The sequence below is a fragment of the Thiohalorhabdus sp. genome (assembly GCF_046545655.1).
Taxonomy (GTDB): domain Bacteria; phylum Pseudomonadota; class Gammaproteobacteria; order Thiohalorhabdales; family Thiohalorhabdaceae; genus Thiohalorhabdus.
Window position 1 is genome coordinate 1 of record NZ_JBKGZG010000022.1, and the last position, 14,496, is coordinate 14,496.

Below are 14,496 nucleotides of genomic sequence, written 5' to 3' on the forward strand. Positions count from 1 at the left end.
ACGAGATTCGAACTCGCGACCCCAACCTTGGCAAGGTTGTGCTCTACCAGCTGAGCTACTTCCGCCCGGCACGGCTTAATCTCGCAAAACGGCCCTGTTGTGTCAAGGTCCGCCCCGGCCGCCCGCGGGGGATCCGGACCCTTCCGCGGGACTCTCCTCCCCGGAGAGCAGGATGGGCAGGGCCGCCTTCAGATAGAGGATCATGGACCACAGGGTCAGGACCGCCGCCAGGGTCAGCAGCCCCAGGCCCCAGAGATGGACGTCCACCCCCTGGATGGGCTCATGAAGGAGGAGCAGAACGATGGCCACCATCTGGGCGGCGGTCTTGAGCTTGCCCATCCAGGAAACCGCCACGGCGGCCCGCTTGCCGAGCTCGGCCATCCATTCCCGCAAGGCGGAGATGGTGATCTCCCGGCCGATGATGATCACCGTGAGGATGGCCGGGGCGCGCCCGTCGGCGGTGAGCAGCACCAGGGCGGTGGCCACCATGAGCTTGTCGGCCACCGGGTCGAGGAAAGCCCCGAAGGCGCTCGTCTGCTCGTAGCGGCGGGCCCAATAGCCGTCCACCCAGTCGGTGATGGCGGCGAGCACGAAGACCACTGTGCTCGCCAGGTAGCCGGGCCAGCCCGGGATGAAGAACAGGCCCATCAGCAGGGGAATGGCCCCGATGCGGATGAGGGTCAAGATGTTCGGAACGTTCCAGTTCACCCGTTACTCCCCGAATGGAATTCCGCGTAGATGCGCTCCGCCAGGGAGCGGCTGATCCCCTCCACCTTCTGGAGGTCCTCCACGCCCGCGGCCCGGATCCCCTTGAGGCCGCCGAAGTGGCTCAACAGGGCCTTCTTGCGCTTGCCCCCCACCCCGGGAATGCCGTCCAGCGCGGACTCGCGGCGGGCCTTGCTGCGCCGTTGCCGGTGGCCGGAGACGGCGAAGCGGTGCGCCTCGTCCCGGATCTGCTGCAGGAGGTGCAGGGCCTTGGCATGCGGGTCGAGACTGAAGGCGTGCGCCTGGCCCGGCTGCCAGAGGTCCTCCTCGCCGGGGCGGCGCTCCGGGCCCTTGGACACCCCGAGCAGCTCCACCCCGGAGATCTGCAGCTCCTCGAAGACCCGCTCGGCCACATGCAGCTGGCCCTGGCCCCCGTCCACGATGACCAGGTCCGGCAGCGGCGCCCCTTCCCGCTTCAGGCGGCCGTAGCGCCGGGACAGGGCCTGTTCCATGGCCGCGTAGTCGTCCCCCGGCTCGATGTCCCGGATGTTGAAGCGCCGGTAATCGGATTTCCGCGGTCCCTCCCGGTCGAACACTACGCAGGAGGCCACCGTGCCCTCCCCCCGCGTGTGGGAGATGTCGAAGCACTCCATGCGCTCGGGGGGCGCTTCGAGACCGAGGGCGTCCGCCAGGGCCTGGTAGCGGGCCTCCAGGCTGGCCGAGTCGGAAATCCTGCGCTGCAGGGCATTATCCGCGTTGTGCTCGGCCATGGCCACCCAGTGGCGCTTCTCGCCGCGCTGCGGATGGGTGATGGTCACCTTGCGCTCCATGCGCTCGGCGAAGGCCTCCTCCAGGGCCTCCTTCTCCTCCAGGGGCCGGTTCACCACCACGCTCGGCGGAACCGGCTTGTCGTCGTAGAACTGGGTCAGAAACGCCTGCAGCACCGCCTCGGGGGGGACTCCCTCGGTGTGGCTGGGGAAGAAGCCCCGGTTGCCCAGGTTGCGCCCGCCGCGGATGAAGAACACCTGCACGCAGGCCATCCCCGCCTCCATGCGAACAGCGATCACGTCGTGGTCGCCGTTGCCGCCGCTGACGTGCTGGTGCTCCTGGACCCGCCGGATGGCCCGGATCTGGTCGCGCAGCCGGGCCGCCTCCTCGAAGCGCATCTCCGCCGCGGCCTGCTCCATCCGCTCGGTGAGCTCGCGGTCGAGCTCCTCGTTGCGCCCGGCGAGGAACAGCTCCGCCTGCCGCACGTACTCCCGGTAGGTGTCCTCGTCCACCTCGCCGGTGCAGGGGCCGCTGCAGCGCTCGATCTGGTACTGCAGGCACGGCCGCGAGCGGTTGGCGAAGAAGGTGTCCTCGCACTGGCGGACCGGGAAGATCTTTTGCATCAGCTTCAGGGTCTCCCGCACCGCCCCGGCGGAAGGATACGGCCCGAAGTAGCGCCCCTTCTCCTTCTGCGGTCCGCGGTGGAAGGCCAGCCGGGGGTAGTCGTGGTTGCGGGACAGGAAGATGTAGGGGTAGCTCTTGTCGTCCCGCAGCAGGACGTTGTAGCGCGGCTTGTGGCGCTTGATGAGGTTGCTCTCCAGGAGCAGGGCCTCGGTCTCCGTGTGCGTCAGGGTGGCGTGGATGTCGTGGATCTGGCGCACCATGGCGCGCGTCTTGGCGTCCGTATCCGCGTTCTGGAAGTGGCTGCGGATGCGGTTGCGGATGTTGCGCGCCTTACCCACGTACACCACCACCCCGGCCTCGTCCACCATCTGGTAGACGCCGGGGCCGGTGGGCATCTTTTGAATCAGGGCGTTACGCTGCTCGCTTTCGGTCATACCTTAACGCGGTACAGGTTCCTGCCGGATCAGCGCCCATCGCCGAAAAGCGGGACACCCCGGCGTTTGAACAAGAACAGGAGGACCATGCCGGCGAGGAAACCGCCGATGTGGGCCATCCAGGCCACGCCCCCACCCCCCTCCTGGGCGCCCGCGAACACGTTGGAGAGGAACTGGAACAGGAACCACAGCAGCAGGACCACCACCGCCGGCAGGCGCACCAGCTGCAGGATGATGCCGATGGGGATCAGTACCGCCACCTGCGCCTTCGGGTACAGGAGCAGATAGGCCCCGAGCACCCCGGAGATGGCCCCCGAGGCGCCGATCATGGGCACCTCCGACCCGGCGTCGGTGTAGATGTGGGCCAGGGCCGCCACCACGCCACCGGCGAGGTAGAACAGCAGAAAGCGGAAGTGGCCCAGGGCGTCTTCCACGTTGTTGCCGAAGATCCACAGGTACAGCATGTTCCCCCCCAGGTGCAGCAGCCCCCCGTGCAGGAACATGCTGGTGAACAGGGTGGCCTGCGCCGGCACCGTACCGGCCAGATCGGGATGCAGGCGCAGCTCGCCGGTGATCACCGCCGGAATGGCCCCCAGCTGGTAGATGAGCCGGGTGGCGGCCTGCTCGGTCATGGAGATCTGGCCCAAAAACGCCACCACGCAGAGGGCGATCAGGGCGACCGTGACCACCGGCGGGCGGCTCGTGGGGTTGTCGTCGTACAGGGGGATCATGGGGTATGGGGTATCCCTTGGGCCGGGCCCCGGGCCGGTACCGGTCCGGGGCGTCCGGAAGCGCGGGGAACCGGGCCGCCCCTCGAGCGGCCCGCGCCGCCTGCCTGCCTCGGGACGGCTCGGTAGCCGGAAGCCCCCTAGGCTTCGGCGGAGGTGTCCAGCCGCCGCAGGTAGTCCCAGGTGAATATGCCGGTATTATGGCCGTCGTCGAAGGAAAGCTGGAGGGCGTAATTCCCCACCGGTTGGAAGTCGGTGATGTCCACGTGCTCCTTGCCGGTGATGGTCTTCGCCTGGTCCGGGGTGTGACCCTTGCAATCGGCGCAGGGGCACTCCACCCGCAGGTACTCGTAGGTGAGTTTGGAGATGTGGCCGTCGTCCCACTCGATCTCAAGGATCTTGGATTTGGTGTGGGGGCGGATCTCCACCGGCTGATGGCTGCTATGCTGGCTCATGGCCGTAAACGCTCCTCGATCTCGGTTCGCTGACGTCCCGGGACCGACTTAAGCTGGCTGCACGGGATATGGTAAAAACGGCCCCGGCCTCCGGCCCTTCGGGAAAGCCTGATTCCTTGGACCGGACCGTAATTTATCAGTTCTTGATAATATGTTCGCCCCACCCCACCGGCAATCGAAGAGAAGGGAACCATGAAGCTTGAGGCACTGCAGATCCGCAAGGGCAATATCATCGAGTTCGACGGCGGCCTGTGGCGGGTCCTGAAGACCGAGCACACCAAGCCCGGCAAGGGGGGCGCGTTCATCCAGGCCGAGCTCAAGAACATCGAGACCGGGACCAAGACCAACCACCGCTTCCGCTCGGAGGAGAAGGTGGAGAAGGCGGTGGTGGAGCCCCGGCCCATGCAGTTCCTCTACCACGACGGCGCCCACTACGTCTTCATGGACCAGGAGACCTACGACCAGGTGACCATCGGCGAGGACGTCCTGGAGGGGTCCACGGACTTCCTCCTGCCCAACACCGAGGTGGAGGTCCTCTTCCACAACGAGCGCCCCATCGGCATCGAGCTGCCCAAGGCCGTGGAGCTCAAGGTGGTGGACGCCGAGCCGGTGGTGAAGGGCCAGACCGCCAGCGCCTCCTACAAGCCCGCCGAGGTGGAGACGGGGGTGACGGTCATGGTACCGCCCTTCGTGGAGGCCGGCGACGTGATCCGGGTGAACCCCGCCGACGGCAGCTACGAGGACCGGGTGAAGTAAGGCCCCCGCCCGGGGGCTCCCGCGCCGTACGACGATGCCCCGGCTCCCCAAGGGTAGCCGGGGCATTTTTTTTCGGGGGGCGGCTTTTGGCCGGGGCCGCTCTTTCCGGGTCAGCAGGGGCCGGCCTTGCGGCGCCGGCTGGCGACCACCAGGGCCAGGCCGGTCAGCAGCAGCCCGGCCGTCTGCGGCGCGGGAACGTTCACCGCTCCCTCCGGGGTAAGGCGCAGGGTGAAGGTCCCAACCCCCTGCTCGTAGGTGCTCCAGTCCGTGACGTCGCCCACATTGACGAAGTAGTTGAGGTTGGCCAGGTCGGTAACAGCTGCGCTGTAGTAGCCGTCCTTCAGAAGCTCCGTCTCGGAAACGTCCTTGGGCTCGAGTGGGCGGGAAAGATTCGGTGGGGATTTCAGTGGGTTAGCCCTTGATGGTGACCAGGGGCTCCACCCGGGCCACCCGGCGGGAGAGGCCGGCGGCCTCGGCGGCCTCCACCACCTCCTCCACGGCCTTGTAGGCGCCGGGGGCCTCCTCGGCCACGCCCCGCATGGAGGGACTGCGGATCAGGATGCCCCGGTGGGCGAGCTCGCGGACCACTTGGTCGCCGCGCCACTGCTTCTTGGCCTGGTTGCGGCTCATGCGGCGCCCGGCGCCGTGGCAGGAGCTGCCGAAGGAGCGAGTCTCGTTGCCCTCCTCGCCCACCAGGATGTAGGAGGCGGTGCCCATGGTGCCGCCGATGAGCACCGGCTGGCCCACGGGACGCAGGGCGGCCGGCAGATTGGGGTTGCCGGGGCCGAAGGCCCGGGTGGCGCCCTTGCGGTGGACGAACAGACGCCGGGTCTCTCCGTCCACCCGGTGCTCCTCCTCCTTGCAGGTGTTGTGGGAGACGTCGTAGAGGAGCTCCAGAGAAGCGTCCGGAAACAGTTCGCGGAACCCCTGCCGGGCCAGGTGGGTGATGATCTGTCGGTTGGCCAGCGCGCAATTGATGCCGGCGCGCATGGCGCCCAGGTAGGCCTGCCCCTCCGGGGAGCGCAGCGGCGCGCAGGCCAGCTCGCGGTCGGGAAGATCGATGCCGTGTCCGGGGGCGGCCCTGGCCATGGATTTGAGGGCCTCGGTGCCGATCTGGTGGCCCAGGCCGCGGGAGCCGCAGTGGATGGTGAGCACCACGTCCCCCTCCCGGAGCCCAAAAGCCTCCGCGGTTTCCGGATCGTGGACCGCGGCCACCTTCTGCACCTCCAGGTAGTGGTTCCCGGAGCCCAGCGTGCCCATCTCGTCCTTCTGTCGCTCCTTGGCGCGCCCCGACACCTGGGCGGGATCGGCCCCGGGCATGTAGCCGTACCCTTCGATCCGCTCTAGGTCCTCCGGCTCGCCGTAGCCCTCCTGCACCGCCCAGCGCGCCCCGCCGGCGAGCATGTCGTCCATCTGGCCGGGCGAAAGGTGGATCTTGCCGTGGCTGCCCAGGCCCGCCGGGATGCGGTGGAAGAGCATGTCGGCCAGGGCCTTCTGATGCGGTTGGATGTCCTTCGCGGTGATGCCGGTGCGCAGGGTGCGCACGCCGCAGGAGATGTCGAAGCCCACGCCGCCGGCGGAGACCACCCCGCCGGCGTCGGGGTCGAAGGCCGCCACCCCGCCGATGGGGAAGCCGTAGCCCCAGTGGGCGTCGGGCATGGCGTAGGAGGCCTGGACGATCCCCGGCAGGGCGGCGACGTTGGCCACCTGCTCGAGGACACGGTCGTCCATGCCTTCCAGCAGCGCCTCGTCGGCGTAGAGGACGCCGGGCACCCGCATGGCCCCTTCCGGCTCCAGGACCCACTGGAAGTCCTCCACCTCGTGCAGCCGGCCGATGTCCATGCCCGGGTCCTCCCCTCGCCGTTGGGTCTAGACGTCCACCACGCATTGGGCCGTCCAGGTGCCGTCCTCCTGCCGCACCACCCGCAGGTCGGTGAGGGTCGCGCCCTTCACCTCCACGGCGGGCTCGTGGCGCGCCCGCTCCACGGGCTCGCCCCAGGCGGTGGCGGCCAGCCCCCCCTCCGTCAGGGACACCTCGAAGGCGCCGAACAGCATGGAGCGGGTAGCCATCTCGTAGACGAGGGCGTCGAGCCACTCCACCAGGAGGAATTCGGGGTCGGGGGCGGAAACCTCCACGGGAACCGGGTCCCGGGGAACCACCGATTCGGGATCGGTGACCACCGCCGTCAGGCCCACCGCGGCCTGGACCAGGGTCTCCTCCAGGGTGGGTCCGAAGGCGCGGATGCCCACATCCGCCTGATGCTCGTAGTGGGACCACCCGGCCTGCGCCATCGCCTTCCTCCCCGGCGCCGGAACGCGCGGCAAAATTTGAGTATGTTACCGTTTCCCGGGCCGCTCAAGCGGCGCCCCATCCGTTGGTTCCCCTAGCCCCTGCACCGGACGCGAGCACCCATGACCCAGGCCAGCGCCCACACCCCCATGGTCCAGCAATACCTCCGCATCAAGGCGGAATACCCGGACATCCTGCTGTTCTACCGCATGGGGGACTTCTACGAGCTGTTCTTCGAGGACGCGCAGCGCGCCGCCGGGCTGCTCGACATCACCCTCACCCAGCGCGGCGAGAGCGGCGGGCAGGCCATCCCCATGGCCGGGGTCCCGGTCCACAACCTGGAGCCCTATCTGGCGCGGCTGGTGAAGGCGGGGGAGTCGGTGGCCATCTGCGAGCAGATGGGCGACCCCAACACCGCCAAGGGTCCGGTGGAGCGCAAGGTGGTCCGGGTGGTCACCCCGGGCACCCTCACCGAATCCCATCTTCTGGAGGAGCGGGCCAACAACTTCCTGGCCGCCGTAGTGCCCGGGCCGCAGGGCGACCGCTGGGGCCTGGCCGCCCTGGACCTGTCCACGGCCCGGTTCACGGTGACCGAGCTGGACTCGGAGGAAGCCCTGGGCGGCGAGGTGACGCGCCTCGACCCGGCGGAGATCCTCCTTCCCGAGGGGCACACCCTCCCGGAGAGTGTGGGCCCCCTCTATCGGGACCGGGCCCAGCCGCGGCCCGTCTGGTGCTTCCAGGAGGACACCGCCCGCGAGTACCTCACCGAGCAGTTCGGCACCCGGGACCTGTCGGCCTTCGATTGCGAGGGTCTGCCCGCCGGCCTCCCCGCGGCCGGGGCCCTGCTCCTCTACGCCCGGGAGACGCAGAAGGGCCTGCTGCCCCACGTGCGCACCCTGGAGCGCGAGCACACGGCGGAGACGGTGGTCATGGACGCGGCCACCCGCCGCAACCTGGAGATCGACCGCACCCTCTCCGGCGAGGGCGACACCCACTTGGTGGGGGTCATCGACCGCACCGTGACCCCCATGGGGGCCCGGCTACTGCGGCAGTGGCTGAACCGCCCCCTGCGCGACATGGAGGCCCTGCGTCGGCGCCACCAGGCGGTGGGCTCCCTGGTGGACCGGGGGCGGTTCCTGGAGGTGCGCGAGGTTCTGGACCGCGCCGGGGACATGGAACGGATCCTGACCCGGGTGGGCCTGGGCTCGGCCAATCCGCGGGACCTCAAGAAGCTCGGCGATACCCTGGCGGTGATCCCCGAGCTCCGGGAGGTCCTGGGACGCCACGACAGCCCGCGCCTTGCCGAGCTGGTGGAGGCGCTGCCCCCGCAGCCCGAATGGGTGGGCCATCTCCAGCGCGCCCTGGTGGATCAGCCGCCCGCTACGGTGCGCGATGGCGGCTTCATCCGGCCCGGCTTCGACGACGAGCTGGATCAGCTCAAGGACGTGGGGGACAACGCCGGCGACTACCTGGTCCGCCTGGAGGCGGAGGAGCGCGAGGCCACCGGCATCGACACCCTCAAGGTGGCCTACAACAAGGTCCACGGCTACTACATCGAGGTCTCCAAGTCCCGCCTGGACCGGGTCCCTGAGCGCTTCATCCGCAAGCAGACCCTGAAGAACGCCGAGCGCTTCATCACCCCGGAGCTCAAGCGCTTCGAGGAGCAGGCCCTGTCCGCCGCCGAGCGGGCCCTGGCCCGGGAGAAGGCCCTATTCGAGGAGCTGGTGGAGGCGCTGCGCGCCGACCTGCCCGCCCTGCAGCCACTGGCCCAAGCCATCGCCGAGGCGGACGTGCTCGCCTGCTTCGCCGAGCGGGCCGAGGCCCTGGATTACGTGCAGCCGGAATGGACCGAGGACCGCTCCCTGACCATCCGCGAGGGCCGCCACCCGGTGGTGGAGACCGCCGGCAGCGAGCCCTTCGTGCCCAACGACCTGATCCTGAACAACCGGCGGCGCATGCTGCTGATCACCGGGCCCAACATGGGCGGCAAGTCCACCTACATGCGCCAGGTTGCGCTGATCACCCTGCTCGCCCACGCCGGCAGCTACGTGCCCGCCGCCGAGGCGCGCCTGCGCCCGGTGGACCGCATCTTCACCCGCATCGGCGCCCGCGACGACCTGGCCTCGGGGCGCTCCACCTTCATGGTGGAAATGACCGAGACCGCCAACATCCTCCACAACGCTGGCCCCGACTCCCTGGTGCTCATGGACGAGATCGGCCGCGGCACCTCCACCTTCGACGGGCTCGCCCTGGCCTGGGCCAGCGCCGAGCGCCTCGCCGAGCACAACCGCTCCTGGGCCCTGTTCGCCACCCACTACTTCGAGCTCACCGATCTGGCCGAACGGCTCTCCGGCGTGGCCAACGTCCACGTCTCCGCCCGGGAGCACGGCGACCGGGTGATCTTCCTGCACACCGTGCGCGACGGCGCGGCCGACCGCAGCTACGGCCTGCAGGTGGGCTCCCTGGCCGGCCTTCCCGCCCCCGTCATCGAGCGCGCCCGGGGCCTCCTGGAGGAGCTGGAGTCGGGGGCCGTCACCCCCACCCACGAGCCCGGAGACCCCGAGCCGGCCCCGCAGCTCGATCTGTTCGGCAGCGCCTCCGACCCCTTGGTGGAGCGTCTGCGGGAGGTCGACCCTGACAGCCTCACCCCGCGCCAGGCTTTGGAGCTCCTCTACGAGCTCCAGGAGCAGGCCCGCAGCAGATAGTCCTGACTACGCCCCTTCCCTCCGGCCTCAATCCCTTTCTATCCCTTTAGAGAATATTATAGGGCTCTAATTCAAAAGCCGGGGAATAATCAAAAGGTTACATTGGATACCGGTAAATACGCTATTCGGGGGGTTTGAACCCGGCCGAGGAAATGGGCATCATCTAGGCACGAACAAGGCCACCCCATACGGTTTTCGAATCCAAAGAAAATGCTACAGCGTACATCCGTCGTCCTGCTCGCCCTGCTGCTCGCCTTCACTTCCCTCGCCGTTCAGGCCGAGACCCGCTACGTCAGCGACGAGCTGGAGATCACGCTCCGGCGCGGCAAGTCCGACCAGCACAAGATCCTTGGCTCCGTCGAGAGCGGTGCCGAGGTGGAAGTGCTCGAGGTGGATCAAGAGGCGGGGTTTACCCGCGTTCAGACGCCTTCCGGCACGGAAGGCTGGGTCCTCACCCGCTACCTGATGGACGAGCCCGCGGCGCGGGACCGGATCGCCGACATGCGCGAACGTCTGGAGCGCAACCAAGAGCGGATGGAGGAGATGGAGGGGCAGCGTGAAGAGCTGCAGGCCCTGGAGAAGGAGAACGGGGAGCTTACGCGCGAGCTCGAAGAGCTCAAGGAGGTCAGCTCCAACGCGGTGGACCTGAAGGAGCGCGCCGAGACCCTGGACCAGAAAAACCAGGAGCAGGCCGAGGAGCTCAAGCGGTTGCAGGAAGAGAACAGCCGGCTCCAGGACCTCTCCGCTCAGACGTGGTTCACCCGGGGGGCGGGCGTGATTATTGCCGGGATGCTGGTGGGGCTGATCCTGCCCAGGATCCGCTTCCGCAAGAAGCGCCGTTACGAGCTGTAGGCGGACTCTCGCCGTGGGGCGTCAGAGGCGCCCCGAGCGGAAGATGGCCACGATCAGCCACAGGCCGAAGAAGGCCGCCACGCCGAAGCCCACCAGGCCGAACATGGGAAGCCCGTAGACCTCCGGCCCCGCTCCCGCCACCACCAGCTGGGCGGAGCCGATGACCAGGGCGGCCACCACCAGGGCGAAGGCGATGCGGTTGCTGGCCCGGTCCAGCTCCTGCTCCAGGCTGCGCAGCTGCCGGAGCTCGAACTGGATGGGGGTGCCCTGCCCCAGACGGCGCAGGGCGCTGCGGAAATCGCGATAGGCGGCCTGGGTTTCCGCGCCCCCCGCCTCCAACTGGCCCAGCATGCGCCTGGCCACCCGGTCGGGGCGATAGCGTGCCCGCATCACCGCCCGGAGATAGGGCTCGGCCTCGGAGACCATGTCGAACTCAGGGTCCAGCACCTGTCCCAGCCCCTCCACCGTGATGAGGGCCTTGGCCAGGAGGGCCAGGTCCGGCGGGAGGGTGATGTGGTGCGCCCGGATGAGGCGCACGAACTCCAGAAGGATCTCGCCGAGCTGCAGGTTCTCCAGGCGCACGCCGTGGTAGCGCTCGATGAAGCGCTCGGCGTGGAGGAGCAGCTGGTCCCGGTCCAGGTCCGCCGGGGCCCGGCCGATGCTCAGGAAGGCGTCCACGGCCTCCTCGGCGTCGCGCTCGATGAGGGCGAGAAGGAGCCCCAGGAGGCGCTCGCGCAGCTCGGGGCGCAGTCTCCCCACCATGCCGCAATCGATGAAGCAGACCCGGTCAGGCTCCGGGAAGATGACGTTGGACGGGTGCGGGTCGGCGTGGAAGAAGCCGTCCTGGATGATCATCTTGAGGAAGGCACGGGCGCCCACCCGGGCCAGGCCGCGCCGGTCGTAGCCCAGGTCGTCCAGCTCCTCGGGCGGCGTGAGGGCCATGGGGCCGTCGATGAGCTCGGTGACCAGGACCGTCTCCCGGGTGTACTCCCAATGCACCTCGGGGAACCGTACCTCGCGCCGGTTGCGGAAGTTCTCCCGGAACCGTTCCAGGTTGCGCCCTTCCTGGGTGAGGTCCAGTTCGGCGCGGAAGCTCTCCGAGAACTCCTCGGCAATCTGCACCGGATCGTGGTGGGCCAGCTCGGCGATGTGGTCGGCGGCCAGCTGGGCGAGTCGCCGAAGGATCCGCAGGTCCACCTCCACCTGCTCCTGGATCCCCGGGCGGCGCACCTTCACCGCCACCTCCTCTCCCGTGTCCAGGGTGCCCCGGTGGACCTGGGCGATGGAGGCGGTGGCCATGGGCTCGCGGTCGAAGCGGGCCAGCCGGCGCCATCCCTCGTCGCCCCAGGCGGCGCGCAGTTCCTCCTCGATGTCGGCGAAATCGATGGGGGGCAGACGTCCCTGGAGGTTGGAGAGCTCCTCGATCCAGTCGGGGGGCAGCAGGTCGGGCCGGGTGGACAGGATCTGGCCGATCTTGATGAAGGAAGGCCCCAGCTCCTCGCAGACCCGGCGGACGCGCTCCGCGGTGGTCAGGCCGCGGGCCCGCTCCGGGCCCTTCCGGGCCCAGGAGGGCAGGAGGCGCCCCAGCCGCAGCTGCTGGACCAGCTCGCCGAATCCGTAGCGGGCCAGGACTCCCAGGACCTCCCGCAGCCGGTTGATCTGCCGGAGGCCGTCGAGGCCGAAGCGGCTCACTCTCGATTACCCGCGTCGGGATCCGTTACCCGGCGCTCTATTTCGGCCAGGCGAGTCTGCAGCTGGGTGATGCGGCGGCTCAGGTCCTCCAGGTCCTCCCGGGTCACCAGGTGCATGCCGTGGAGCACCCGGGTGGTCTCCTCCCGCACCCGCTCCTCGACCTCGTTGATCTGCTCCCGCCCCGACTCGCGCCAGGTCTCCGTCTCCCGGTCCACCCGTTCCTGGAGCCGCTCGCGGCTGGCCCGGCCGGCCTCCGCCAGCCCGGCCGCCCGTCGCCGCGCGCCCCGCCAGCCGGTCACCGCCGCCCCCAGGGCGACATCCACCGCGGTCCTAAGCCGGTCACGCATCCTCCCGCTCCTGTCTCGGTGGGCCATGGGGTTCGATCGTACCTCGAACCCTAGCAGAAGGGGCGCCGAACGGGCCACTCGTTTCAGGCAGTGCCCTGTTCAAGGAGCCGCTCCAGGCCCTCCTCGTCCAGGATCCGCACCCCCAGCTCCTCGGCCTTGTCCCGCTTGGATCCCGGGTCCGCGCCAGCTACCACGTAATCGGTCTTGGCCGACACCGAGCCCGTGACCCGAGCCCCCCGGGCTTCCAGGGCGGCCCGGGCCTCGTCCCGGGTCCGGCGCTCCAGGGACCCGGTCAGCACCAGGCGCAGCCCCGACAGGTCGGGGCCCTCCGCCGGACTCGCCTCGCCCTCTTCGATCCGCAGTTCCCGGCGCAGGCCGGCGATGACCTCCTGGTTGTGGGGCTGGCGGAGGAAGGTGACGATGGAGCCCGCTACCGCCGGGCCGACGTCGGGGACCCGCTGGAGCTCCGCCTCGTCCGCCGCCAACAGGGCGTCCAGGGTACCGAAGTGGGAGGCCAGCGACTGGGCCGTGGCCTCCCCCACCAGCAGGATGCCCAGGGCGTAGACGAACCGCGCCAGGGTGGTGTGGCGGCTGGCGTCGATGGCGTTGACCAGGTTTGTGGCGGACTTCTCCGCCATGCGGTCGAGGCCCTGCAGGTCTTCCACCGTCAGGCGGTAGAGGTCCACCGGGGTGTGCACCAGGTCCCGGTCGATGAGCTGCTGGGCGATCTTCTCCCCCAGGCCGTCGATGTCCATGGCGCGGCGGCTGGCGAAGTGGAGGAGGGTGTGCAGGCGCTGGGCCGGGCAGGAGAGGCCCCCGGTGCAGCGGGCGATGGCCTCCCCTTCCGGCCGGATCACCTGGGAGCCGCACACGGGGCAGGTGTCCGGGAGGCGGTAGGGCCGGGCGTCGGCGGGGCGGCGCTCGGTGACCACCTTGACCACCTCGGGGATCACGTCCCCGGCGCGCCGAACCATCACCCAGTCGCCGATGCGGACGTCCTTGCGGTCGATCTCGTCCTGGTTGTGGAGGGAGGCCCGGGAGACCGTGGCTCCGGCCACCTCCACGGGCTCCAGGTGGGCGATGGGGGTCACCGCCCCGGTGCGCCCCACGGAGGGCTCGATGTCCAGGATGCGGGTCAGCTCCTCCAGGGCGGGGAATTTGTGGGCCAGCGCCCAGCGGGGCGAGCGGGCGATGCTGCCCAGCTCCTCCTGGTGGTCGAAGCGGTCCACCTTGTAGACCACCCCGTCGATCTCGTAGGGCAGGTCGTGGCGCTGGTCGAGAAGTCCCCGGTAGGCCTCCAGGCAGGCCTCGATGCCCCGGGCGGTGCGCACCTCCCGGACGATGGGGAATCCCCACCCCCGCAGGCGCTCCAGCACCTCGCTGTGGCGCTCGCCGATGTCGCCGTCCACTTGGCCGAGCCCGTAGATGGAGATCTCCAATGGGCGTTCGGCGGTGATGCGCGGATCGAGCTGGCGCAGGCTGCCGGCTGCGGCGTTGCGCGGGTTGGCGAAGGCGGCCTCGCCCCGCTCCCGGCGGCGCTCGTTGAGGCGCTGAAAGCCGGACTTGCTCATGAACACCTCGCCGCGCACCTCAAGGCGGGACGGCCAGCCGGAGCCGCGCAGACGCAGGGGGATCTGGCGGATGGTACGCAGGTTGGAGGTGATCTCCTCGCCGCGGTAGCCGTCGCCGCGGGTGCCGCCGCGCACGAGGACGCCGTCCTCATAGATCAGGGAGACGGCCAGGCCATCCAGCTTGGGCTCCACCGTGTAGTCCACGGCCTCGGCGGTTCCCAGCAGGTCGCGGATCCGGCGGTCGAAATCGTGGGCTTCCTGGTCGCTGAAGGCATTCTGCAGCGACAGCATGGGGACCGCGTGCCGGATCTCGGGGAACTCGTCGAGCGGGGCCGAGCCCACCCGCTGCGTGGGGGAATCCGGTGTCACCCACTCGGGATGGCGCGCCTCCAGCTCCTGCAGCTCCCGGAACATCCGGTCGTACTCGCTGTCGGGAATCTCCGGGTCGTCGAGCACGTAGTACCGGTAGTTGTGGTAGTGCAGCTGCTCGCGGAGGTCCTGGAGACGGCGGTAGTCGTCCTGGGCCCTGCCTCGCTCGGCCATGGGAGCTCCCGTGGTTGCTGTTGGAC

The 14,496-nt window shown here is 69.4% G+C and carries 13 protein-coding genes; 3 read left to right on the forward strand and 10 right to left on the reverse strand.

All coding sequences use genetic code 11. The features are described from left to right. Positions 1-102: 102 nt before the first annotated feature. The 4 genes from pgsA to ACLFRB_RS06480 form a co-directional block, all read right to left on the reverse strand. Positions 103-708 carry a CDP-diacylglycerol--glycerol-3-phosphate 3-phosphatidyltransferase gene (pgsA, locus tag ACLFRB_RS06465; protein WP_411068190.1) on the reverse strand — a complete coding sequence of 202 codons (606 nt, stop codon included), beginning with the start codon at positions 706-708 and terminating at the stop codon, positions 103-105. Beyond that, complete coding sequence (uvrC, locus tag ACLFRB_RS06470) at positions 705-2,531, reverse strand: excinuclease ABC subunit UvrC (RefSeq protein WP_411068191.1); 1,827 nt, start codon at positions 2,529-2,531, stop codon at positions 705-707. Before uvrC ends, pgsA begins: the two co-directional genes overlap by 4 nt. Positions 2,532-2,560: 29 nt before the next feature. Further along, on the reverse strand, positions 2,561-3,262 hold the full coding sequence (locus tag ACLFRB_RS06475) for a rhomboid family intramembrane serine protease (RefSeq protein ID WP_411068192.1): 702 nt from the start codon (positions 3,260-3,262) through the stop codon (positions 2,561-2,563). Positions 3,263-3,399: 137 nt separating this feature from the next. Continuing rightward, a complete protein-coding gene (locus ACLFRB_RS06480; protein ID WP_411068193.1) occupies positions 3,400-3,714 on the reverse strand; it encodes a gamma-butyrobetaine hydroxylase-like domain-containing protein in 315 nt (104 codons plus the stop codon). Positions 3,715-3,906: 192 nt separating this feature from the next. On the opposite strand from ACLFRB_RS06480, the gene efp reads away from it, so the two are divergent. Next, positions 3,907-4,470, forward strand: a complete 564-nt coding sequence (efp, locus tag ACLFRB_RS06485) for an elongation factor P (protein WP_411068194.1) — start codon at positions 3,907-3,909, stop codon at positions 4,468-4,470. 110 nt (positions 4,471-4,580) lie between these two features. Here the strand turns inward: efp and ACLFRB_RS06490 are convergent, their stop codons facing one another. From ACLFRB_RS06490 to ACLFRB_RS06500, 3 genes are all read right to left on the reverse strand, one after another. Next, entirely contained in the window at positions 4,581-4,751 is a 171-nt protein-coding gene (locus ACLFRB_RS06490) for a PEP-CTERM sorting domain-containing protein (RefSeq protein ID WP_411068195.1), read from the reverse strand. Between the two features lie 130 nt (positions 4,752-4,881). Continuing rightward, positions 4,882-6,312, reverse strand: a complete 1,431-nt coding sequence (locus tag ACLFRB_RS06495) for an RtcB family protein (RefSeq protein ID WP_411068196.1) — start codon at positions 6,310-6,312, stop codon at positions 4,882-4,884. 27 nt (positions 6,313-6,339) lie between these two features. Then, a complete protein-coding gene (locus ACLFRB_RS06500; RefSeq protein WP_411068197.1) occupies positions 6,340-6,762 on the reverse strand; it encodes an archease in 423 nt (140 codons plus the stop codon). Positions 6,763-6,882: 120 nt separating this feature from the next. Between ACLFRB_RS06500 and mutS the strand changes: the two genes are divergently transcribed. Both mutS and ACLFRB_RS06510 read left to right on the forward strand, forming a co-directional pair. Next, positions 6,883-9,465: a DNA mismatch repair protein MutS gene (gene mutS, locus ACLFRB_RS06505; protein ID WP_411068198.1), complete on the forward strand. Its 2,583-nt coding sequence runs from the start codon at positions 6,883-6,885 to the stop codon at positions 9,463-9,465. A 210-nt stretch (positions 9,466-9,675) separates the two neighbouring features. After that, positions 9,676-10,317, forward strand: coding sequence for a TIGR04211 family SH3 domain-containing protein (locus tag ACLFRB_RS06510; RefSeq protein ID WP_411068199.1), 642 nt, complete (start codon positions 9,676-9,678; stop codon positions 10,315-10,317). Between the two features lie 21 nt (positions 10,318-10,338). Here ACLFRB_RS06510 and ACLFRB_RS06515 read toward each other — a convergent pair whose 3' ends face one another. The 3 genes from ACLFRB_RS06515 to ligA all read right to left on the reverse strand — a co-directional run bounded on the left by ACLFRB_RS06515 (position 10,339) and on the right by ligA (position 14,470). Next, a complete protein-coding gene (locus ACLFRB_RS06515; RefSeq protein WP_411068200.1) occupies positions 10,339-12,009 on the reverse strand; it encodes an ABC1 kinase family protein in 1,671 nt (556 codons plus the stop codon). Beyond that, complete coding sequence (locus tag ACLFRB_RS06520; protein ID WP_411068201.1) at positions 12,006-12,356, reverse strand: phasin family protein; 351 nt, start codon at positions 12,354-12,356, stop codon at positions 12,006-12,008. Before ACLFRB_RS06520 ends, ACLFRB_RS06515 begins: the two co-directional genes overlap by 4 nt. 83 nt (positions 12,357-12,439) lie before the next feature. Next, positions 12,440-14,470, reverse strand: coding sequence for an NAD-dependent DNA ligase LigA (ligA, locus tag ACLFRB_RS06525; RefSeq protein ID WP_411068202.1), 2,031 nt, complete (start codon positions 14,468-14,470; stop codon positions 12,440-12,442). Positions 14,471-14,496: the final 26 nt, after the last annotated feature.

What these genes read in the sequence shown, in the direction of transcription:
- ACLFRB_RS06510 (WP_411068199.1), top strand. Translation starts at nt 9,676, where the DNA reads ATGCTACAGCGTACATCCGTCGTCCTGCTCGCCCTGCTGCTCGCCTTC.
- efp (WP_411068194.1), top strand. Translation starts at nt 3,907, where the DNA reads ATGAAGCTTGAGGCACTGCAGATCCGCAAGGGCAATATCATCGAGTTC.
- ACLFRB_RS06520 (WP_411068201.1), bottom strand. Translation starts at nt 12,356, where the DNA reads ATGCGTGACCGGCTTAGGACCGCGGTGGATGTCGCCCTGGGGGCGGCG.
- ACLFRB_RS06475 (WP_411068192.1), bottom strand. Translation starts at nt 3,262, where the DNA reads ATGATCCCCCTGTACGACGACAACCCCACGAGCCGCCCGCCGGTGGTC.
- ACLFRB_RS06495 (WP_411068196.1), bottom strand. Translation starts at nt 6,312, where the DNA reads ATGGACATCGGCCGGCTGCACGAGGTGGAGGACTTCCAGTGGGTCCTG.
- mutS (WP_411068198.1), top strand. Translation starts at nt 6,883, where the DNA reads ATGACCCAGGCCAGCGCCCACACCCCCATGGTCCAGCAATACCTCCGC.
- ACLFRB_RS06480 (WP_411068193.1), bottom strand. Translation starts at nt 3,714, where the DNA reads ATGAGCCAGCATAGCAGCCATCAGCCGGTGGAGATCCGCCCCCACACC.
- uvrC (WP_411068191.1), bottom strand. Translation starts at nt 2,531, where the DNA reads ATGACCGAAAGCGAGCAGCGTAACGCCCTGATTCAAAAGATGCCCACC.
- ligA (WP_411068202.1), bottom strand. Translation starts at nt 14,470, where the DNA reads ATGGCCGAGCGAGGCAGGGCCCAGGACGACTACCGCCGTCTCCAGGAC.
- ACLFRB_RS06500 (WP_411068197.1), bottom strand. Translation starts at nt 6,762, where the DNA reads ATGGCGCAGGCCGGGTGGTCCCACTACGAGCATCAGGCGGATGTGGGC.